This window comes from Methylobacterium sp. E-065, assembly GCF_022829605.1.
GTDB lineage: Bacteria > Pseudomonadota > Alphaproteobacteria > Rhizobiales > Beijerinckiaceae > Methylobacterium.
This window is the reverse complement of record NZ_JAKSYD010000261.1, coordinates 1-21,807: the sequence shown is the minus strand read 5'-3', so window position 1 is coordinate 21,807 and position 21,807 is coordinate 1. Positions and strand designations below refer to the sequence as shown.

The following is a 21,807-nucleotide window of genomic DNA, read 5'->3' as shown; positions in this document are numbered from 1 at the left end:
TGTTCTTTTGAGGATCTGCGCTGATCCGAAGGGCGCATCGTCGCTGTGTAGGACGCGCCGGCTGCACGTGAACGGGGAGGACACGGCAACCGGCGCGCTCGCCGGCAGGAGCGTGAGGGCGCTCGACTGCTGCGATCGTTGGAAAAGGCGGGCCAGAGCCGAGAAGATTCTGAGCCTCCCTGCTGCTACCCTTCGGTAGCCACCTTGTCCTTCCGCGGCCGACCAAGGCGCTTCGGCTTCTCCGAGACCGTCTCCTCGAACTCTTCAGCCGCAGGAGCGGCCTTCTTGCGCTGCTGGCCAAGTCCAAAGTTCTTAGCCAGGGCCGAACGCTGTGCCGAGTAGTTGGCCGCCGTCGAGGGGTAGTCGCGTGGCAAGCCGAAGCGCTCGCGATACTGCTCGATCGTCATGCCGTTGCCGTTGAGATGACGCTTGAGCGCCTTGTACGGTTTGCCGTCAATGAAGCTGATGATGGCGTCCGGCGTGACAGACTTTCGGATCTGAGCGGGGGTAAGCCTCTCGGTTGCCGGAGCTTCAGTCGCGCTGCTCTGGCCAAGCCCGGTGAGCGCAGTGTGTGTACTGGCGATCAGCTCCGCCATATCGGCGGGTCGTACCGAATTCCTCGACACGTAGGCCGAGACAATTTCTGCCGTGAATCCGATATAATCGACGGCAGAAGTCTCGATGGTCTCTGCGTTCTCGTCCACGGCACACCTGCTCAAGCGAAGCAGAACGTATGTGCCGACGAACACTAGAAATCAACGCTCATTAATGATTTTCTCTGTCGGGTTGGAGATTTTTAACCTGCCATCGCGCGCATTTCGCTGATGCCGTCGCGCATCACGTATCCGCGTCCCCAGACGGTTTCGATGTAGTTCTTGCCTGAGCTGGTGTTGGCGAGCTTCTTGCGCAGCTTGCAGATGAAGACGTCGATGATCTTCAGCTCCGGCTCGTCCAAGCCACCGTAGAGGTGGTTGAGGAACATCTCCTTCGTGATCGTCGAGCCCTTCCGGAGTGCGAGGAGTTCCAGCAACTGGTACTCCTTCGTCGTCAGGGGGACACGTTTACCCTCGATCGAGGCGAGCTTCTCGTCAAGGTCGATCATGAGATCGTCGATCGTGATCGTCGACTGGGCGTGGCCCTTCGAGCGACGCACGATGGCATGGATGCGCGCGATCAGCTCGTCCTTGTGGAACGGCTTGGTGAGATAATCGTCCGCCCCGAATCCGAGGCCCTTAACTTTATCCTCGATGCTGGCCAAGCCAGAGAGGACGAGAACCGGCGTCTTCACTTTCGCCACGCGCAGCGAGCGCAAAACCTCATAGCCCGACATATCGGGCAGGTTCAAATCGAGCAAGATGATGTCGTAATCGTACAGCTTGCCGAGATCGACACCTTCCTCCCCCAAGTCGGTGGTGAAGGTATTAAAATTCTCGGACTTGAGCATCAGCTCAATGCTTTGAGAAACGGTGGTATCGTCTTCGATCAGGAGAACACGCATAAAGCCACCTCAGAAGTTAAGGCTTCATACGTGCGCAATTTTACCGAACCGTTAACGTGAACGCTCGCTGTTCAGCGCTGAGTGACGAGCCGCATCGCCCGTCTAAAAGCCCTCAGGTCCGGGCCGAGACGATCAAGCATTCTCTTTGCGCTCATCAACCTACCCATCCGCCCTTTTTATCGGGGAACGTGACCGATAGGCCGGTCACCTGATCATTCAGGATCTCTGCGGTCTGCTGGGCATGGGCGTAGTTGACGCTGTCCCGCAGAGTGAGGCCCAGGGACGCATCGCCGAGAGCCTCAATCGCCCTGCCGAGAGGCTCGAGGGCGATGAATGGTCGCCCATCAGCACCCTCCTTTAAGGTGAACCGACACTGCCCTCGCTCTGTCCGTGCCATCGTCATGCCTCCGTGTCGATCGCCAGCCTACACCCGCCACGATCCCCCACCAGTCCACATCGACCTGTCGCCGGACAGCTTCAACGCCTCTTGCTTCGGCTTGGGGTCGATAGCCGCTGCAGATGAACGTCATGCGTTGCTGGTGACTGGAGCTAAAGAATTCACCCCGGGCGATGCGGTCCGGATCCCGTGACGACGTGGTTCGGCTCTTTGCAGTTCGGTCTGTGGGCTGGTGCAAAGGTCGCTCGGTCGCGTTCGGTCGAGACGACGTGGCGGCGGAGAACACTGGGTATCCAGTGGGCGAGTGTTTTTAAGGAGTGCAGCTGTTGGGAAGTCGCCGCGCTTACAGCATCCCCTCCCCTTGGATGATGGCGATCACCTGCGCGATGATGGCTGGTTTCGGGATCTATCAGCATTCGGTTGGGACAGCATGAAAGCTACAGACAACGAGCTGGCCGAACATGTACCACCGGCTATGCGACTTCACGCTAGGATCGGATGCACGTGTCGGCGTCCTGCCGGGGAAGGGAACGGATACAGCAGCACCGGCCCGAGTTGCCCTCTTACACGGAGAGCGTCTGATGCCCGACGAAACGAAGAGCACGAATACGCAGGATCTCGCCAATAGCGAGTACGATGGCGAGCGCTGGGCTCGGGTCGGAGCCGAACGGCAGTCCGTTTCCCCGGCCAGTCCCAAAACCTCTACGGATCCGACCGATCGTCCGGAGGTCGGCTTGACGCAGAAGGGCACCGACGAAGACGCCGTCGTGAAGCGGGAGACCGACGTCTGAGAGCGACAGACAGGCTTCTACCCGGGACGCAGGCCGGGCACGTCGAGAACATCGGTGGAACTGGGCGTCAGGGTCTTTGTCCAGGGACGACCCCGCGGCCCTGCCCAGGCTCGCGGCGGCGTTCCGGTCTCGCTCGCCCGTCACGACGATCTGCAGCAGCCTGTCGGCGGCGACCGCTGTGAGAGTCCGAGCAGAACCTCCGCCCCGCTTAATCCCATACGCTGCGTGCGCAGGGGCACGTCACCAAAGGACGGTCATACCTATATCAGCTTTACGCAAGAAGAAATAGACCGGACAACTCGGACTGTACTGCGTAAAGGAACAAGAACGTGACCATGAAGACCCGTATCGCCGCTACTATCGCCGCTCTCGTGCTTGGCGTAGCCCCGATCTCGTCCGCTATGGCCTACGACCGTCCTGCCTGGGCCGGTTCCACGCCTTACGATGTTGAAACCACAGGCTCGCTTGGCGCCCCAGCCGGCCGCCTATTCGGCCACGACAACAACCCCGCGACCTGCCCGATGAGCTCCGCTGCCGAGGGCAACGCCAACCAGCAGAACTTCCCGGTTAAGCAGTACGGCCAGACCGCCGGCGGAAACCGCTGCTGATCGGTGAGGCAAATCGAAACCATGCAGCTCAGGTTGTTCTCCTACGCGATGATCGCCGTGTTCGCAGGCGGCCTCGCAGTGACGGTGATCGGTTCGGCCGGCGTGCTGATGGGCCTATGAACAGTCGCGGATGACACGCGACCTTTGGAGCCGCTGAGATCGACGAGCGGTTGAACGGCGGGGCGTGTGCCCCGCCGCCTTCGTATGCGGAGATTGGACGGGTCGTGGCGTGGGCTGAAAGGCGCGCTCAAACGCGACCATTTCCTCTTCAGGGAAGGCTACGGCGCTGCACCACTGGGATTGGATGGCCCGAGACAGGGCAGAGCTCTGCACGGTGTCCGCACGATGGGAGCCGATCAGCAGTCGCGCGGTCTGCTGCCGGGATCAGAGCCAAGAGCGGCGCTCGGAGGAGTCATAGCCGCACCTCGGAGTCCACACGTCGCTGAGACGCGTTGTCGTCATCGGGATAGCGCGTTCGCCGCTGCTCCGTCAGGACGTCACGATGAACCCGCTCGTTTGGTTGCTCTCCAAGATCGCCCAATTTTTCTCTGTCGGCGGGGATCAGCGCAGAAGCCGATCGAGGGCCGAAAAGGGAGAGGCCGGGGGTTACAAGGTTGAGACCGCAGGGCGGCCTAGAAATTTCGATGCGGATTATCGTGCTGCTACAAAACTGCTTAAGTTGCGGATGGATCAGCACTTTCCAGACAACTACCATGCCCGACTGAGCGGGGGCACGAACGGCACCCACGATCACGGCGAGGATCGCGCTGCAGCCGTCGATACGGCGTCGACGGCGATCGCGGCGGCGTTGCGGAAGGGAGCGACTGTTCAGCAGGCCGCCGAAGCCGGAGCGGCTAGCGTTGGCATCTGATCGTCGCAGCCGCGCTGTGCGCTCGGCTTATGCTCAAACCTTGGCCGGCACGTACGACTCCTGCCCCAGCTTGGCGAGCACGTCCTTGGACTTGTGCGGCTTCGTTCTTGTTGGTCCGTTCTCGTCCTGGCTCGACAGCCAAACCTGGAGGCGGACTACGCCCAGCGGAACAAATCAGTCCTGCGGCGTCACCGCGATGGCTCCAGTCGAAATGTAAGGCGTTGTCCCGTGCCGTCGCCGAAGCTATCTCCACGGCCGATCGAGGGGGCCATGGACGCAGAGAACGACAGACTGCGACGGCGCGAACGCGAACTCGAAGAGCGCATCGCTCGCCTGCAGGCACAATTGGCGGCGGGGCCGGGCGACGGTCTGCAGCGGCCGGGCGAGGGCCAGCGCACGTCCGCGGCCTCGGCCGACCTCCTGTTCACGGCTGCGGAGAAGACCCGCATGCCGCAGATCATCACCGACCCGAATCAGCCCGATAACCCCATCGTCTTCGCCAATCGAGCCTTCCAGAATCTGTGCGGCTACGATGCCGCCGAACTCATCGGGCACAATTGCCGCTTCCTCCAAGGCCGCGACACCGATCCCGCTGACGTGGCCAAGGTGCGCGACGCCATTGCCGGCCGGCGCGACGTCGTTGTGGAGATCCTGAACTACCACCGCGACGGCACGCCGTTTCGCAACGAACTCTACGTCAGCCCGGTCTTCGATCCTGACGGTCAGCTCCGTTACTTCTTCGCGAGCCAGCTCGACGTCACCCGCTTCCGGACCGCCGAAGGCGTGCTCGCCGAGAGCGAGGCCCGCTACCGGGCCCTGTTCAACGCCGTCGACAGCGGTTTCTGCATCGTCGAGATGCGCTTCGACGCGGAAGGACAAGCGGTCGATTACCGCTTCGTCGAGGTCAATCCGGCCTTCGAGCGGCAGACGGGACTGCGCCACGCCGCGGGCCGATGGGTCAGCGAACTCGTCCCCAGCCTCGAACGCTCTTGGTTCGACACCTACGGGGAGGTCGCGCGGACTGGCCGCGCTATCAGGTTCGAGAGCGGGGCGGTCGCGCTGGGGCGATGGTTCGACGTTCACGCCCTCCGCGTCGGCGAGCCCGAGCAGCACCGTGTGGCCCTGCTGTTCAACGACATCACCGACCGTCGCCGGGCCGAGACCACGCTCCAGGCGACGGCGGACGAGAAGACCACCGAGCGCGACCTCGTCTGGCGCGCGAGCCGGGACCTGCTGGTGATCTGCGGCTTCGATGGCTGCTTCCGCACGGCGAACGCCGCGTGGACCGAGATGCTGGGCTGGGACCTGGCCGAAGTTGTCGGTGCGCGCTTCGACGCGTTCGTCCACCCCGACGACCGGCATATCGCTGCGCGGGCCTTCGAACGCCTCGACGGCGGCAACCCTCTCGCCGACGTCGACGTGCGCATGCGAACGCGCGAGGACGCCTATCGATGGATTTCCTGGAACGCCATTCCGACGGGTGACAGCTTCTACGCTGCCGGCCGCGACGTCACCGAGCGGCGGGCGCTTGAGGAGCAACTGCGCCAATCTCAGAAGCTGGAGGCGGTGGGGCAACTCACGGGCGGCGTGGCCCATGACTTCAACAACTTGCTGACGGTGATCAAGTCTTCCACCGACCTGCTGAAGCGGCCCGATCTGGCAGAGGAGCGGCGGCTACGGTATGTCGGGGCCATCGCCGACACCGTGGACCGGGCCGCAAAGCTCACCGGCCAACTCCTCGCCTTCGCCCGGCGACAGGCGCTGCAGCCCGAGACCTTCGCGGTCGACCGCGCCGTCATCGCCGTGGCCGATATGGTGGGCACGCTCACGGGCGCCCGGGTGCACGTCGAGCTCGACCTGCCCGTGGGCGATAGCCACGACCTGCACATCAATGCCGATCCGAGCCAGTTCGACACCGCCCTGGTGAACCTCGTCATCAACGCCCGCGACGCGATGGACGGCGAAGGGCACCTGCGCATCCGGCTCCGCCGGACGACGACGGTTCCAGCCGTGCGGGCGCATTCCCGCCAACGCGGAGAGTTCGTGGCGATCTCGATCACCGACACGGGTTCCGGCATCGCGCCGGAGAACCTGGAACGGATCTTCGAGCCGTTCTTCACGACCAAGACCGTCGGGCAAGGCACGGGCCTCGGCCTGAGCCAGGTCTTCGGCTTCGCCAAGCAGTCCGGCGGCGAGGTCATCGTCGAGAGCACGCTCGGCAGCGGCACGACCTTCACCCTGTTCCTGCCGCGCGTCGCCTCCGCGGGCATCGCCGGGCCGGCCGAAGAGCCGGAGGCGCTCGCCGAAGGGCACGGCACCCAGGTCCTCGTCGTTGAGGACAATCTCGACGTCGGCGCCTTCGCCGAACAGGCTCTGCGTGAGCTGGGTTACCGTACGGTCTGGGTGACCGACGCGCCGACGGCGCTCGCCGAGATCGCGCGCACCCCAGCCCGATTTGAGGTGGTGTTCTCCGACGTGGTGATGCCGGGGATGAACGGCGTCGAACTCGCCGGCGAGATCCGTCGACGGCGACCGGATATCCCGGTGGTGCTGACCTCTGGCTACAGCGACGTGCTCGCGTCGGAGGGGACACACGGGTTCGACCTGCTGCGCAAGCCCTATTCCGTCGCCGACCTGTCCCGCATCCTGCGCCGCGCCGTTCAGGATGCCGGCACGACGGCACTGAGCGGCGGCGGCGGTCCGACATCCTGACACGGGGGCGTCTTGGCCACTCGAAGGACTGAGCGCGTCGCGGTGACGGCCGGAGGCGGCGAGATTAAAACCGCCCTGCCCTCCTGAGGGCCGGTGTCGGAGGCTGCGTGGAACGTGCGTCGCCGATTACGACGTCGATGGGCCCGATTCAATCGGCTCGAACCGCAGCCCCGTCGCTTGGTCGAAGACGTGGATATGCGCCGCGGGAAACGACACCCGGATGGCGTCGCTCAGCGGCGTGCCGTTCGCGATCTTGAGCGTCAACGCCGCCTCGCCCGGGCGACCGGCATGCACCAGCATCTCGGCCCCGAGATGTTCCACGACCTCGACCGGCCATGGCATGCCCGATGCGTCGAGCACGACGTGTTCCGGCCGGATGCCCAGAATCACGGGGTGACCGTCTGGCCGATCGAACCGCTGTGGCCCAAGGTCGATGTCCGCCCCCGCGACACGCACCATCGTCCCGTTCCGACCGAGCAGACCGGGCAGGAGGTTCATCGCCGGAGAACCGATGAACCCCGCGACGTAAGTATCGGCGGGGCGCGCATACACCTCCGTGGGCGTCGCCAGCTGCACCGGCACGCCCTGGTGCATCACGAGCAGCCGGTCACCCAGCGTCATCGCTTCGACCTGATCGTGCGTGACGTAGAGGCTCGTCACCTTCAGCCGGCGCTGGAGGCGGCGGATCTCGCCGCGCATCTGCACCCGAAGCTTGGCGTCGAGGTTCGACAGGGGCTCGTCGAACAGGAACAGCTTCGGGTCGCGGACGATGGCGCGCCCCATGGCGACCCGCTGGCGCTGGCCGCCGGACAGCTGACGCGGCTTGCGCTCGAGCAGCGCCTCCAGGCCCAGCAGGGCCGAGGCCGCATCGACCTTCGCCCGGATTTCAGCCCGGGGCAGGCCGCGGATCTTCAGCCCGTAGGCCATGTTGTCGAATACGCTCATGTGCGGGTACAGGGCGTAGTTCTGGAACACCATGGCGATGTCGCGCGCCGACGGGTCGAGGTCGGTGACGTCGCGCCCGTCGATCAGGACACGCCCCGCGGTGGGCGTCTCCAGACCGGCCACGATGCGCAGCAGGGTGGATTTTCCGCAGCCCGACGCGCCGACGATCACCAGCATCTCACCGTCCGCTAGGGTGAGATCGACCCCCTTCAGGATCTCGTTGCTGCCGAAGCTCTTGCGCAGGCCATCGAGTCTCAGGCCCGCCATTACTTGTCACCCTCCGTCAGGCCCTTCACGAACCAGCGCTGCATCAGGAGCACCACCGCCACCGGGGGGATCAGCGCCAGCACCGCCGTTGCCATGACCTTGTTCCATTCGGTGGCGGTGTCGACGCCGATCATCTTGACGATGCTGATGACCACCGTGTCGAGTTTCGGATCGGTCGCGACCAAGAGCGGCCACAGGTACTGGTTCCAGCCGTAGACGAACAGGATCACGAACAGGGCGGCGATGTTGGCGCCCGAGATCGGGATCAGGATGTCCCGCAGGAAGCGCAAGGGTCCGGCCCCGTCGATCCGAGCCGCCTCGACGAGCTCGTCCGGGACGGCGAGGAAGGTCTGGCGAAACAGCAGCGTCGCCGTCGCGGACGCGATGAGGGGAATCGTCAGTCCCGTGAAGCTGTTGATCAGATCGAGGGAGGACATGACCTGGAAGGTCGGGATCAGCCGCACTTCCACCGGCAGCATCAGGGTCAGGAAGATCAGCCAGAAAGCCGCCATGCGGAAGGGAAAGCGGAAGAAGGTGACGGCGTAGGCGGAGGGCAGCGACAGGGCGATCTTCCCGGCCGCGATGGCGAGCGCCATCCCGGCCGAGACGAGCAGCGCGCGCCAGACCGGCCCGGCCCCCGCCGACCCGTTCATCAGCACGTCGCGATAGACTCCGAGGCCGGAGAGGTTCGGGACGAGCGAGATTTCGCCGCGGGCGATCACGGCCGAATCCTGGGTCGAGCCGGCGATCGCGATCCAGATCGGCAGGGCGAAGAGCAGGATCGCCAGGATCATGACGGCATGGGGGATCAGATTCAGCGTTCTCCGCCGCATCAGGTGGCAGCCTTCCGCCCGAGGAACCGGAACTGCAGGGCGCAGAGGACGATGACGCCGACCATCAGCACTACGGATTGCGCCGAGGACGCGCCGACATTCGCGTTGACGACGCCGTCGAGATAGACCTTGAGGACGAGCGTCTGGGTCGACTGGCCCGGCCCGCCGCCGTTCACCGCGTAGACCGTCGCGAAGGTGTCGAAGGCCGCATAGACGAGGTCGACGACGAGCAGGAAATAGACCGTCGGCAACAGCAGCGGCAGGAGGATGGTGCGGAACCGGCGAAGGCCCCGGGCGCCGTCGATGCGGGCCGCTTCGATGATCGTCTTCGGGATGGCCTGGAGGCCTGCCAGGAAGAAGATGAAGTTGTAGCTGATCTGCTTCCAGGCGGCGGCCAGGATCACGAGCGCCATGGCTTGCGTTCCGTCGAGCTTGTAGTCCCAGGCGATCCCGATCCGGTTCAGCCATGCGCCGACGAGGCCGATCTGCGGGTGGAACATCAGCACCCACAGCACCGCCGCCATGGCGGGGGCCACCGCATAGGGCCAGATCAGCATCGTGCGGTAGAAGGCGCGGCCCCGGATCTCGGTATCCGCCAGGACCGCGAGCACGAGCGCCACACCCATCGAGACGGCGGTCACGCAGGCGCAGAACACCACGGTCCGCCCGATCGCCGCGAGGTAGAGCGGATCCGCGAACAGGTCGGTGAAGTTGTCGAGCCCGACGAACTCGGTGCTGGTACCGAAGGCATCCTCACGCTCCAGGCTCGACTTTACCGCCTGGATGGCGGGCCAGAGGAAGAAGATGACCGTCAGCACCAGCTGCGGCAGGATCAGAAGGGCCGGCAGCAGCCGGCCGGGGAACAGCGTCCGTCGTTCCATGCCAGGAGAGCCTTGCGCCGGTCCGCCGCGTCAGCCGCGCGCGGATTTCTGGAAGTCGCGCAGCACGCGGTTGCCGCGCGCGGCGGCGCTATCCATCGCCGCTTGCGCGGTCTGCTGACCCTGGAACGCCTTCTCGATCTCCTCGTAGAGGATCGCGCGGATCTCCGGCAGGCGGCCGAGGCGCAGGCCGCGCGAGTTCGGGGTCAGTTCCCCGCGAGAGAGCTGCCGCGCGGGCACATCGGTGCCGGGATTCTTGTCGAAATAGCCCGCCTGCTTGGTGGCCTCATAGCCCGCGAGCGTCACCGGGACGTATCCGGTGTTCTGCGCGTAGAGGGCAACCTGCTCGGGCTTCGCGATGAAGGCGTAGAAGGCCGCGACGGCCTTGTACTCGGCCTCTGTCCGCTTCGGCGCCGTCATCGCCCATAGGCTGGCGCCGCCGATGATGGAGTTGTTCGGGCTTGGGTTCAGCGCCGGCTCCGTCGGCAGGAAGGCCTCGGCGTAACGGAACTTGGCGTTCTTGACGATGTCGGCGCGGCCCGAGGACGAGCCGAACCCGATCGCGGCCTGACCGGAGTAGAAGACTGCGTCCGGCGCACCATCGCGGCCGGCATATTTGAAGACGCCGTCCTTCGACAGGTCCATGAAGCGCTGGAGCTGATCGACGAAGGGTTTGGTGTTGATCAGCAATTCCGCGCCGAGGCCGTCATAGCCGTCATTCTGGGTGGCGTAGGCGAGGTTCTGGATCGCCGCGTATTCCTCGAACTGGATCCAGGTCATCCAGGCCGAGGTGCTGGCGATGGGCGTCGGTGCCTTGGAGGCGAGAGTGCGAGCCGCCTTGGCGAAGTCGTCATAGGTGGCCGGGGGCTTGTTCGGGTCGAGTCCAGCCTTCTCGAAGGCGTCGCGGTTGTACCACATGACCGCCGTCGAGGAGTTGAACGGCATCGAGGCGAGCTTGCCATCCGGCAGACTGTAATAGCCGCGTACGCCGGGGATGTAGGCTTTGGGATCGAGGCCGAGCCCCGTCTCCTCCGCGAGCTTCCAGGCCTGCTTGATGGCGGGGCCGGCCTGCAACATCGTCCCCGTGCCGACCTCGAAGATCTGGACGATGTGGGGCGCCTTGCCGGCGCGGTAGGCGGCGATCGCCGCCGTCAGCGTCTCGGGATAGGAACCCTTGAACACCGCCTCCAGCGTGATCTCGGATTGGCTCGCGTTGAAGTCGCGCGCCAGACGCTCGACCTCTTCGCCATTCGCGCCCGACATCGCATGCCAGAGCACCACGGGCGTCCGATCCCCGGCCGAGGCTGGGGTGGACGGGCGAAGCGCAGTCCATGCGGCGAGACCGCCGACGCCGGCCAACAGGACGCGACGATCCATCCAAAACCCTCCCCGCGGCGGGATCGGTGCGCCAGTTGACGTCAGGCTTGAGACCAGATCCCGTGAAAGCACCCGCGCCCGGGGGCGCGATGCTCATTCCACTATCATGCACGGACGTGACAGCGGAATAAAGCGGTCTGCCACCCTGCGCCGCGCCGCGATACGGCCCTGGGTATAAGAATTCCCACCCGAATAAATCCGCGCCTCCCTCCAGAGGAAGCCAAGGAGCGGCTATCCAATACCTTCCAGGACGATCCGGGCCATCCCCTGTCGTACGAGTTCGGTTCGCTCAGCCACGTCGATCCGGCGGTGCGGGCCCAGGCGGTGGCGCACAACATCGCCGGCATCCGCCTCGGCGAGGCTCTGGGCTCGAAGGCGCTCACGGTCTGGATCGGCGATGGCGCGAACTTCCCCGGCCAGAGCCACATGGGCCGGGCCTTCGAGCGCTGCCTCGCCTCCATGCAGGAGATCTACGCGGCGCTGCCCGAGGGGTGGCGGCTGTTCTCCGAGCACAAGATGTACGAGCCGGCCTTCTACGCACCCGTGGTGCAGGATTGGGGGACGAGCCTGCTCACCGCCCAGGCGCTCGGTCCGAAGGCGGCCTGCCTGGTCGATCTCGGCCACCACGCGCCGAACGTGAACATCGAGATGATCGTGTCGCGGCTGGCCCATGCGGGCAAGCTCGGCGGCTTCCACTTCACTGATTCGAAATACGGCGACGACGACCTCGATGCCGGGTCGATCGATCCGTTCCGGCTGTTCCTGGTGTTCGACGCGTTGGTCGATCTCGGCGAAAGCGGCGACGCCCCCGCCTACATGATCGACCAGTCCCATAACGTGACCGACCCGATCGAGAGCCTGATCCGCTCGGCCGACGAGATCCGCCGCGCCTACGCCCAGTCGCTGCTGGTCGACCGGGCGGCGCTCGCCGGCTACCAAGCGGACAACGACGCGCTGATGGCCTCGGAGACGCTGAAAGTGGGGTTCCGCACGGATGTCGGCCCGATCCTGGCGCGGGCCCGTCTGGATTCCGGCGGCGCGATCGACCCGATCACGGCCTACCGGGACAGCGGCTACCGCGCCAAGGTCGCGGCCGCGCGCCCGGCCGCGCGGGGCAGTGGTGGTGGCATCGTTTGACGGGAAGACCGTGCGACGGCCAGACCGGACTGGATAGGCTATTGCATGGCGACAAGCATGCGGTAGCCGAAAGACACGTCGCCTCGATCAAGGTTTCCGAAGTCCATGAGGCGCCAATCATGACGATGCAGGGCCTCTGAACCCCGCTCAATGGCAACTGTAAAAGTAGCCCCGTCGCCGGCTCCGCATCCCAGGTTCCGCAGGCGGCCCCGGGATGACGGAGTGGGTGTCCAAATCTCGGTTCAATCCTCGGTCACGGTCGAATGGCGGTGACCTCGATCTCGACGAGCCATCCCGGATTGGCCAGCGCTGCGACTTGAAGCGCCGAGCGGACAGGTAGGTTTGGCTGGGACGGCGTCCCGAATCGTTCGCGGTAGGCCTCCATCAGGCCGGCGAAATCCATCCGACCGCCCTTGGCCGGATCGCCGACCAGAAAGACCGTCATCTTCACCACGTCGCGCAGCGACAGGTTCCGCCGTTTGAGCGCGGCCTCGATCGATGCCAGGGTCGAGGCGGTCTGCGTGCGGGTGTCGCCGAAGGCGGCGAGCGTGTTCTTCTCGGCCTTCGGGTCCGCCACCGCAGGCCCGAAGCCGCTGAGATAGACCGTCGCGTGGCCCGCCGGCACCTCGATCGCTTCGGAGATCGGAAAGTCCGAGCCCGGGATCGGGTGCCGGACGATGTCCTCCGCGGCGCGGCCCGGCCCGGCTGTCAGGACCAGCGCGAGCGCCAGGGAGCCCGGAATCACCGTCTGCCTCATCAGGGTCTGTCCGATCATGGCCGCGCTGCTTTCACATCCTCGGGGGTGATCGCGTCGTCGTAATGATTGTCGAAATGCGTGCGGACGTAATTCACGACCTCCGCCACCTGGGTGTCGGTCATCATGCGCCCGATCGGTGGCATGCCGCGCAGGCCGCGCACCAGGATCGTGACCGAATAGCCCGCCGCGGCGAGCCGTGCGTTATGCGTGAGCGCCGGGTAGGACGCCGCACCGATCGCGCCCTCCCCGCCCGGCTGATGGCAGGCGGCGCAGACCTGGGCGTAAAGGGCCTCCCCCCCGGTCTCGGTGAAGCTCTTGCCGACGCTCATCGCGGGCCCGGCCGATGGCAGCGCCGCTTTGGTGGCTGGCTCCTGCGCAAAGGCGCCGACGCGCGTCGCCAGGATCAGGGTGGTTGCGACCGCTCCGGCGATCGTTCGGGATACGAAGACTCCGCTCATGCCGCCAGAACCCTCTTGTGGAGCCGCGAAACCGCATCGAGCGCCGAGAGGATCGCGCCCTCCTGCCAGGCCGGGATGTAGGAGGCGTGCTCACCGGCGAGCATGATCCGCCCATCGAGGGCGCAGAGGTTGTCATAATGCTCCGCGCGCGCCTCGTCGGTCCAATCGCCGGCGCAGCCCAGGGTGAACGGCACGCGGTGCCAGGCGACCGCGATGCCGGTCTCGAACTCGGTGCGGTATTGCGGGTGGATCTGGCTTCCGTACGCGACCGCGCGGCGTACCCGCTCGGCGGGGGTCATGGCGGTGAATTCGTAGGAGCCGGGCCCATTCCAGGTGTAGCCGCCGAGCAGCACGCCCTTGCCGCCGGTATTGTAGCCGGTCGATGGATAGCTGATCTGGCGGATCGGCATATCGGTGTAGGAGATGCCGCCGAAGATGTGCTCGTCCTCCTCCCAGAACCGCCGCTTGAACTGCAACCCGATCTTCACGGACGCGGCATAGGGCACGGCGTCGATCGCCGCCTTCATCTTCGCGCCGACCTGGGTCGGGATCTGGCTCAGGACCGTCAAAGGCAGGGCGCAGATGCACCAATCCGCCTGGACCTGCCGGACCGCGCCGCCCGGGCGCGTATCCTAGTAGGTGGCCGTGACGCCGTGACCGTCCTGGGCGATCTCGATCACCTTCGCGCCGTACCGGATGGTCTCGGTCGGCAGGGCCCGGGCGAAGGCCTCACCGATGCGGCCCATGCCGCCGACCGGCTGGAACATCGTGGTCTGGAACTCGTACAGCAGGAAGTTCTGCAGGCCGCGCCACAGCCGCGAGGTCAGGATGTCGTGGAGGCCCATCGGCGCGCCGTCGACCGGGCGCGCCGAGAGCCCGCCGCCGGGATCGCGGGCGTAGCCGCGGAACTCCGATGACGTGTCACCGGCGCGATAGGTGAGCTCCTTGTCCAGGCCGCCGAGCGACCGCAGAGCCTCGATGAGGATCTCCTGATCGTCCTTGGAGACCTCCGCGTCGAGGGCGCCCTTGCGGGTCGCCTTGGCCAGAAGCTCTGCGGTGGCGCCGTTGAAATCGGTCTTGACCGTACGGATTCGCTGCGGCGCACCCCCGAATCCTGTCGTGTTGTGGACATAGGCGTTGTGGTTGAGCTGAATGAACGGCTCCAGGGCGACCCCGAGGCGCCGGCAGTAATCGAGCACGCCGTGGTGGTGATAGGGGATCCGCCACGGGCCGGGATTGAGATAGAGGCCGGTCTCGAACTCGCAGCGCTGCACGGCGCCGCCGAGTTCCGTGTAGGTATCGCCGCCGCGCAGCGACCAGTTCCGACCCCCGGCCCGGGCGTTGTACTCGAGGATCTGGACCCGGTACCCGGCCTGGTGCAGCTCGAGCGCGGCCGTCATGCCGGCGAGGCCGGCCCCCAGGATCAGGACCGAGGCGCCCTTGGGATCACCGTCGAGCCGGATCGGACCACGATAGGGCGATTCCTCGGCGAACCCGAGGCTGGCCATGACCTGATAGGCGGCCGCACTCCCGGCGGCCGCCCCGACCATGGCGATCAGCTTGCGCCGACTAAAACCCGATGCCTCTGCCATCTCGCCTGCCGCTTCCTATTTCGGATGAGTCAAGGACGTGGAAGGCGAAGCAAAACCAGGGCCAGAAGGGATTGTTTAAAGTAGAAAATCGGCAAGATATGCGCAATTACTGCTAAGAACCTTGATATTGTCGAGCGTTTCGCAGAAATACAGCTGACTTTTAGTATTTAAATTATTGTAACACAGTAAAAATTGGTCTGCGTTGATGCTATTTATGCTTCAGAAGGCCGCGCCCGTCACCGTCGTGCTCGATCGAGCCAGCATTTCGGCTGCGGTCGGTTACATTGTCTGCTCGACGGCGATCCGGCGTGGTATTCCGTGCGGGCGACCATAGTCTCCCTGCCCGGCATGAGAATTATCGCGTCCCCAGCAGCCTGGAGCCGTGCACGATCCGGCGCACCGATGGGCCGAGCGAGAATGCGATCCGCCGCGTCCGCCACGCTTGCAGCGACGACCATGGCGGGTCGTGTTCGACCCCGCGTTACACTACGGCGCGGCGCTGCTCTTCTAGGAACAGCATATCGCCGAATCGAAGTCCTCCGCGGGACGGTCCGAGCATGGAGGCGCGCCTGCGCCGGCGTCAAGAATTCGGTGCAGAAGGGATCCGGCGCCACCAGTCATGCGCCCGCTCGTACTGGTGCGCGAACCGCAGAAGCATGGCCTCGGCGAAGGGTCGCGCGGCGATCTGCAGGCTGATCGGCAGGGATCGCCGGTCGAAGCCGCAGGGCAACGCGATCGCCGGGAGTCCGGTGAGATTGAACGGATAAGTCAGGCGCCAGGACGCCGCGAGGACGCTCTCGTGCCGCCCGGCAATCGTCACGGTGGTCTCGTCGGCCCGCCATGCGGTCAGGGGTGCGGTGGGAGTGACGATCACGTCGGCCTCCTCCAGCACGGCGGCCATCTCGGCCATGATCAACGCCCTCGCCTGCTCGGCTCGCAGATAGTCCGGGCCGGTCACCAAGCGGCCCATCTCCACGAGGTCGCGGACATCCTCCGCGAAGCCCGCGACGTGGCCCTGCGCCAGATTGCGGTCGTGGTAGGCCGTCGAGGAGGCCAGCTCGATGGCGTAGATCGCGCCGAGCCCGAACCGCAGGGACGGCACCGCGACGTCCCGCACCGTGCAGCCCTGCCCGGCGAAGAACCGAATCGCCGCTTCGACTGCTTCGAAGACGTCGTCGTCGATGATCTCGAAGAAGTGGTTGCGGATCACCGCGACCCGCAGGCCCTGCAGCGTCTGGTCGAGACCGGCCGTGTAATCCGGCACCGGGACCGCTGGGGCCGCCGGATCGGCAGGATCGGGACCGGCGAGGATCTGCAACAGGAGCGCCGCATCGGCCACCGTCAGGGTCAGCGGGCCGGCATGGTCGAGGGACCACGAATGCGGGACGATCCCCGAGCGGCCGATCCGGCCGAAGGTCGGCTTGAGGCCGACGATCCCGCACAGGGCCGCCGGAATGCGGATGGAGCCGCCGGTGTCCGAGCCCAGCGCCGCCGGACAGAGCCGAGCCGCCACCGCCGCTGCCGAACCGCCGCTCGATCCGCCGGGCACCCGGTCGCGGTCCCAGGGGTTGCGCGTCGGCGGCGTGACCATGCCCCAGGCGAATTCGTGCATCCGCGTCTTGCCGAGAATCACCGCGCCGGCTGCCCGGAGCCGCGACACGGCGTGGCTGTCTTCCTGCGGGAAGGTGAGAGCGTCCACCGCCGTTCCGGCCCGGGTCGGCAGCTCGGCGGTCGTGTAATTGTCCTTGATACCGATCGGGATCCCGTGGAGCGGGCTGCGCGGGCCCGTCCGGGCGATCTCCGCATCGGCGGCCTGCGCCGCGTCGATGGCCGTGGACGAAACGGCCACGAAGCTCTGGAGGTCGCCGTCGAGGCGCCGGATCCGGTCGAGCGCGGCACCGACGAGTTCGACGCTCGACAGTTTTCGCGACGCGATCTGCCGGGCGAGTTCCGTGATCGGCAGTTGCCACAGGGCGTCACTCATGGGGCACCCCGCGATAGGGCAGACACGGATCGAAAAGGATGGGCGGATGGACCTGCGTGAGGTCGAGGGCGCGCAGGGCCCTGATCTCGGCCAGGACCGGCGCGAACTGCGCTTGCAGGTGCGCCATTCGCTCGGCTGCCTCCGGGGGCAGACCGATGGCGTCGGGCAGGAGGTCCGATCCGTCCTCCGGCGCCGCGCCGGGCCTGTCTCCGGGCGGACGGAGCAGCATCGCGGAAACATCCTCCGGCAACGCGCCCGCGGGACCGTTCTTGCGCGGCATGCCGGCCACGAAGGGCACGAGCTGGTGCCGGGCGACGCCGAGGACCCGGCGGAGTTCGGCGACGGGCTCGGCATGCTCGTCGACCCGCAGATCGAGGCAGGGATAATCTTCGCCGGCGACGATCTTGACGGCGGCCGATTGCTTGCCGCGCCTGTCGCCGCCGGCTGCGTCCCCGGCTTCGAGGGCGCGCATCAGCCGCTCGTCGAGGTCGCATTGGGCGCTTTCCTCGAAGGCCAGCGCCATGGCGTCGATCACGCCGGGATCCGCCAGCATGTTGCCCTGGACGGCGTAGCCCGGACCGGTGCGGTGCCCGGCCGCCGCCGTGCAGCCGGCGCCGGTCCAGGCGGCGGCCGTCCCGTGACCGTCGACGAGCCCGAGCTGACGCAGGTCCGGCCGGTCGTCGGTTGCGAGCGCCGCTGCGAGCGCCGCGTCGGGATCCAGCCCAGCGCCGAGCCCGTCGAGGATGCACTTGGCGAGGTAGGGATTGACCCAGGACTGGGTGGTGACGGCCCCGATCCCCGCCCGGAGATACGGGCAGAGACCGCCGACTGCCGGCACCGCGCTCGCCACCGCGACACCGAGCTGCCCGGTCCGCGGGCAGCGGGCGACGATCGAGAAGGTGTTGAGTTCACTCATGGCTCACACCGCCAGGTGATCGATCACGCGGGCCTGCGCGTCCGGCGCCTGGGCGGGGCCACTGTCCACGATCTCGCCGAGCTTGAGCACCGCGTAGCGGTCGGCCAGCCCCAGCGCGAAGGCGACGTGCTGCTCCACGACCAGCATGGAGACGCCCGCCGCCCGCTCGGCCTGGAGCACGCCGCGCAGGCGCTCGACCATCGAGGGTTGCACCCCCTCGGAGATCTCGTCGATCAGGAGGAGGCGCGGACGTAGCATCAGTGCGCGGCCGAGGATCAGCATCTTCTGCTCGCCCCCCGACAGAGTGCCGGCGCGCTGGGCAAGGCGGTCCTTCAGAAAGGGAAAGTGGCCGAACAGCCGTTCCAGCGCCGCCGGCAGCATCCGGTCGGACGGCACGGCCAGGCGCAGGTTGTCGCGGATCGACAGATCCTGGAACAGGGGCTGCTCCTGGGGCGCGTAGCCGAGGCCGAGCGCAACGAGCCGGGCGGGCGTGAGGCCGGCGAGCGCCTGCCCGCCGATGGTGATCGCGCCGCCGCGCAGGGCCACCATCCCCAGGATGGTCTTGAGCAGGGTGGTCTTGCCCATGCCGTTCTTGCCCAGCAGCGCCACGATCTCCCCCTGCCCGACCGACAGGGACACGTCCTTCACGATGGAGACGGCGCCGTAACCGCTCGACACCCGTTCGAGGGCGAGGGCGGCCTCCATCGGTGCAACCTGTCGTGCTGCCTCAGCCATGGGCGCCTCCCGAATAGATCGTCCGGACCAATTCGGAGCCGACGACCGCGTCGACCGTTCCGTCGAGAACCAGCCGGCCCTGGTGCAGCACCACGATCCGCGACGAAATCTCCCGCACGAAATCGAGGTCGTGCTCGACCAGCACGGCGGCGATGCCGCGTCCGGTGGTGAGCGCCTTGAGGACCGTCCCGATGGTGGTGCGCTCGGCCTTGGTCAGGCCCGCGGTGGGCTCGTCCAGCAGGATCAGGCGCGGCTCCAGCGCCACCACCATTGCGAGTTCGAGCGCTTGTTTCTGGCCGTGGGAGAGGAGGCGCGTCGGCTGCGTCAGCAGCTGGTCGAGGCCCGTCATCCGCAGCACGTCGAGGGCGGCCTGCAGCAGGCCGAGGGTTGCAGCCTGCCCGACCGGGCTCAGGCCATCATGCGTCGCCCGGGCGAGACGGAGGCAATCGGCCACCGACAGGCTCTCGAACACGCTCGCCACCTGGAACTTGCGCCCAACCCCGAGGCCGACGATCCGGTTGGGCGTCAGCCCGGTGATCGGGGTGCCGCCGATCGCGACCGCCCCCGTGAAGGGTTCGGTGCCGTCGCTGAGGCAGCGCATCAGCGTGGTCTTGCCGGCGCCGTTGGGACCGACGAGGCTGACGAGCTCGCCCGCCCGGATCTCCAGGTCGATGCCCTCAAGCACCGTCAGGGCGCCGTAGGCCTTGGCGAGGTTCTCGACCTTGAGGATCGGGACGCCGGTCCCGGCCGCCTCCGGCGCAGCGACCCGGGCCACAAGGTGCGGCGCCGCTCTGGTTCGGCGGCCGATCGGCAGAACCCGCCACAGGCGGCCGACGAGGTCGGCAAGGCCGCCCGGCAGCAGGATGATGATGATGACGAAGGCCGTGCCCAACAGGAGTTGCCAGAGGAATGGCAGGTCCCCCGAGAGGTTCGCAGCGAGGTAGTCGATGGCGATGGTGCCGAGCACCGGGCCGAGCAGCGTGCCGCGCCCGCCGAGCGCCACCCAGATCACGAGTTCCGTGCCGAACAGGAAGCCGGCATTCTCCGGGGCGACGACGCCCGAGGCGTTGGCGAACAGGAAGCCGGCGAGCCCGGCGACGGCGGCGAGCGCCGCGGTCAGCAGGATCTGGAGGCGCCGGGGGTTGAGGCCGAGATAGGCGCAGCGCGCCTCGTTGTCCCGAAGCGCCACCAGGGCGCGCCCGGCATCCGAGCGCACCAGGATCCAGGCCACCAGCGTGACGAGGACCAGCACCAGGGCTGCCAGGCGGAAATAGCCTTCGATCTCCAAGGGCAGCACGTCGAAGCCGACGAGGCCGCTGCTGGACCCGGTCGATTCCCCGCCGGCATAGATCAGCTGCACCACGACGATCGGGACGACCAGCGAGATCACCGAAGCGTAGAGCGGCGTCGAGCGGTGGTAGAAGGACAGCCAGCCGACCACGAGGCCGAGGAGCGCCGGTGCCGCGATGGCGGTGGCGAGGGCCGCCGCGAGGCCGGCCGGCGTGGCGCCCAGCGCGGTCAGGATCATCGCGGTGGCGTAGGCGCCGACGCCGAAGAAGGCGGCCTGCCCGAAGGTCAGGATCCCGGCGAAGCCCCACAGTAGGTCCACCGTGACGGCCAGCACCGCGTAGATCATCGAGCGGGTCAGGACATTGACCGCGAAGGTGTCGAGGACGGCCGGCGCGATCCAGAGCGCCACGGCGGCGAGGCCGGCGGCCACGCACGGTGCCGCGACGGCGAGTCGGCGCCGGGGGGCCGGGGCGATGCGCCCGGCGGCGGGCAGGGCTTCAAGCACGGGAGAAACCTTTCGGGCTGATCCGCAGCACGAGGGCGGCGAGCACCGCGATGGCGATGCTGCCCAGGATCGGGCTCACGAAGGTGCTGATCAGGACCTGCGCGGCGCCGAAGACGAGGCAGGCCACCGCCAGGGCGAGGTAGGAAGCGTCGGCGACCATCACCAGCATGAAGGCGCCGATCAGCCAGGAGACGCCCATGTTGGGATCGACGCTGGTGAGGGGCGTCAGCAGCACGCCGGCGAGCGCGGCCAAGCCGGCGCCGATCATGAAGACCACGAGACGCACCCGCCCGGTGTCGATGCCGAGGCTGCGCGCCAGCGTCTCGTTCATGATCACCGCCCGGGCCGAGAGGCCGAGCCGGGTCCGCTCGATGGTGAGCGCGAACAGGAGGCCGATCGCCAGCGCGATACCGAGTGCGACGAGCCGGTAGGCGGAATACTCGACGCCGCCGACCGCGACGGTGCCGGCGAACAGGTTCGGGGTCATCTGGACGTCCCGGCCGAAGGCCAGGGTGACGAGTTGCCCGACCACGATGCCGAGCCCCCAGGTGGCCAGGATCGCGTCGAGCGGCCGCCGGTAGAGCGGGCGGATGATGAAGTGTTCCGCCAGCCCACCGAGCGCCGCGCCGACCACGAAGGCCAGCGGCAGCGCCGCCCAGGGATTGAGCCCGAGCTTGGCGGTCATCACCGCGCAATAGGCGCCGACCGTCAGCCACGCCCCATGGGCGAAGTTGATGATCTTGAGCACGCCGAAGATCGCCAGGAGGCCGATCGAGACGATGAACAGGATCGCCGCGGTGGTCAGGATGTCGAGGGTGAGCAGCATCGGGGATTCCGGGTGCGCGGGATCAGGGTGGCACAATGGGCGCCGCTGCGCCCCCTCCCCCCTCTGCGGGGGAGGGTGGCCCCTGCGTTAGCAGGGGTCGGGAGAAGGGACCCGGGTTCAGGATGAGGCGAGGGCTTCACGCAATGCAGCACACAGTTCGGCGCCGTCGCTCCCCTCTCCCGACCCCCTCCGGGGGCCATTCTCCCCCGTAGAGGGGGAGGGAAAGAAGCGGATCCCCGCAGCCCCCCCCGCCTCCCGGCCGCTTCGGGAACTGCGCGCCGGTGTCGGCGTCCTTGAACGTCCCGCCGACCTTCCCGGTCACGGCCGTCCCGACCTGGCCGAGAGCCACGGCCGGCGCGGCATGCTGCTGGCCGCACCCCCCGGTCGCGCAGGGCGCGCCCCCCGCCCTGACCGTCGGCCGCGCCTCCCC

Annotated in this window: 17 protein-coding genes and 2 pseudogenes; 5 read left to right on the top strand and 14 right to left on the bottom strand. The window is 67.0% G+C overall.

What is annotated here, in order from left to right:
* Positions 1-185: 185 nt before the first annotated feature.
* Positions 186-704 (bottom strand): MucR family transcriptional regulator, encoded by a 519-nt coding sequence (locus tag MKK84_RS30655; protein WP_243926051.1) that lies wholly within the window; start codon positions 702-704, stop codon positions 186-188.
* Positions 705-796: 92 nt separating this feature from the next.
* Entirely contained in the window at positions 797-1,498 is a 702-nt protein-coding gene (gene ctrA / locus MKK84_RS30650) for a response regulator transcription factor CtrA (RefSeq protein ID WP_243926049.1), read from the bottom strand.
* 978 nt (positions 1,499-2,476) lie between these two features.
* Here ctrA and MKK84_RS30645 point away from each other — a divergent pair.
* The 4 genes from MKK84_RS30645 (at position 2,477) to MKK84_RS30630 (ending at position 6,877) form a co-directional block, all read left to right on the top strand.
* On the top strand, positions 2,477-2,686 hold the full coding sequence (locus MKK84_RS30645; protein WP_243926047.1) for a hypothetical protein: 210 nt from the start codon (positions 2,477-2,479) through the stop codon (positions 2,684-2,686).
* A 335-nt stretch (positions 2,687-3,021) separates the two neighbouring features.
* Complete coding sequence (locus tag MKK84_RS30640; protein ID WP_243926054.1) at positions 3,022-3,294, top strand: hypothetical protein; 273 nt, start codon at positions 3,022-3,024, stop codon at positions 3,292-3,294.
* A 502-nt stretch (positions 3,295-3,796) separates the two neighbouring features.
* On the top strand, positions 3,797-4,165 hold the full coding sequence (locus MKK84_RS30635) for a hypothetical protein (protein WP_243926045.1): 369 nt from the start codon (positions 3,797-3,799) through the stop codon (positions 4,163-4,165).
* A 270-nt stretch (positions 4,166-4,435) separates the two neighbouring features.
* A complete protein-coding gene (locus MKK84_RS30630) occupies positions 4,436-6,877 on the top strand; it encodes a PAS domain-containing sensor histidine kinase (RefSeq protein WP_243926043.1) in 2,442 nt (813 codons plus the stop codon).
* A 126-nt stretch (positions 6,878-7,003) separates the two neighbouring features.
* Here the strand turns inward: MKK84_RS30630 and MKK84_RS30625 are convergent, their stop codons facing one another.
* The 4 genes from MKK84_RS30625 to ugpB are packed head-to-tail and all read right to left on the bottom strand — an operon-like array spanning position 7,004 to position 11,177.
* Positions 7,004-8,089, bottom strand: coding sequence for an ABC transporter ATP-binding protein (locus tag MKK84_RS30625; RefSeq protein ID WP_243926041.1), 1,086 nt, complete (start codon positions 8,087-8,089; stop codon positions 7,004-7,006).
* Positions 8,089-8,925, bottom strand: a complete 837-nt coding sequence (gene ugpE / locus MKK84_RS30620) for a sn-glycerol-3-phosphate ABC transporter permease UgpE (RefSeq protein WP_243926053.1) — start codon at positions 8,923-8,925, stop codon at positions 8,089-8,091. The genes MKK84_RS30625 and ugpE overlap by 1 nt, the downstream gene beginning before the upstream one ends.
* Entirely contained in the window at positions 8,922-9,803 is an 882-nt protein-coding gene (locus MKK84_RS30615) for an ABC transporter permease subunit (RefSeq protein ID WP_243926039.1), read from the bottom strand. The genes ugpE and MKK84_RS30615 overlap by 4 nt, the downstream gene beginning before the upstream one ends.
* A 30-nt stretch (positions 9,804-9,833) precedes the next feature.
* Positions 9,834-11,177 carry a sn-glycerol-3-phosphate ABC transporter substrate-binding protein UgpB gene (gene ugpB / locus MKK84_RS30610; protein WP_243926037.1) on the bottom strand — a complete coding sequence of 448 codons (1,344 nt, stop codon included), beginning with the start codon at positions 11,175-11,177 and terminating at the stop codon, positions 9,834-9,836.
* Positions 11,178-11,411: 234 nt separating this feature from the next.
* Between ugpB and MKK84_RS30605 the strand changes: the two are divergent.
* Positions 11,412-12,314: pseudogene (locus MKK84_RS30605) on the top strand (sugar isomerase); the annotation flags it as partial.
* A 253-nt stretch (positions 12,315-12,567) separates the two neighbouring features.
* On the opposite strand, the gene MKK84_RS30600 reads toward MKK84_RS30605, so the two are convergent.
* From MKK84_RS30600 to MKK84_RS30560, 8 genes and pseudogenes are all read right to left on the bottom strand, one after another.
* A complete protein-coding gene (locus MKK84_RS30600; protein ID WP_243926035.1) occupies positions 12,568-13,071 on the bottom strand; it encodes a RidA family protein in 504 nt (167 codons plus the stop codon).
* Positions 13,072-13,085: 14 nt separating this feature from the next.
* Complete coding sequence (locus tag MKK84_RS30595) at positions 13,086-13,529, bottom strand: c-type cytochrome (RefSeq protein ID WP_243926033.1); 444 nt, start codon at positions 13,527-13,529, stop codon at positions 13,086-13,088.
* Positions 13,526-15,037: pseudogene (locus tag MKK84_RS30590) on the bottom strand (flavin monoamine oxidase family protein). The gene MKK84_RS30595 and the pseudogene MKK84_RS30590 overlap by 4 nt, the downstream one beginning before the upstream one ends.
* A gap of 664 nt (positions 15,038-15,701) precedes the next feature.
* Complete coding sequence (locus MKK84_RS30580) at positions 15,702-17,105, bottom strand: amidase (RefSeq protein WP_243926031.1); 1,404 nt, start codon at positions 17,103-17,105, stop codon at positions 15,702-15,704.
* Entirely contained in the window at positions 17,098-18,021 is a 924-nt protein-coding gene (locus tag MKK84_RS30575; RefSeq protein WP_243926029.1) for a DUF1028 domain-containing protein, read from the bottom strand. The genes MKK84_RS30580 and MKK84_RS30575 overlap by 8 nt, the downstream gene beginning before the upstream one ends.
* Before the next feature lie 3 nt (positions 18,022-18,024).
* Positions 18,025-18,756: an ABC transporter ATP-binding protein gene (locus MKK84_RS30570; RefSeq protein ID WP_243926027.1), complete on the bottom strand. Its 732-nt coding sequence runs from the start codon at positions 18,754-18,756 to the stop codon at positions 18,025-18,027.
* A complete protein-coding gene (locus MKK84_RS30565) occupies positions 18,749-20,551 on the bottom strand; it encodes an ABC transporter permease subunit (RefSeq protein WP_243926025.1) in 1,803 nt (600 codons plus the stop codon). The genes MKK84_RS30570 and MKK84_RS30565 overlap by 8 nt, the downstream gene beginning before the upstream one ends.
* A complete protein-coding gene (locus tag MKK84_RS30560; protein WP_243926023.1) occupies positions 20,544-21,377 on the bottom strand; it encodes a branched-chain amino acid ABC transporter permease in 834 nt (277 codons plus the stop codon). The genes MKK84_RS30565 and MKK84_RS30560 overlap by 8 nt, the downstream gene beginning before the upstream one ends.
* Between the last annotated feature and the right edge of the window lie 430 nt (positions 21,378-21,807).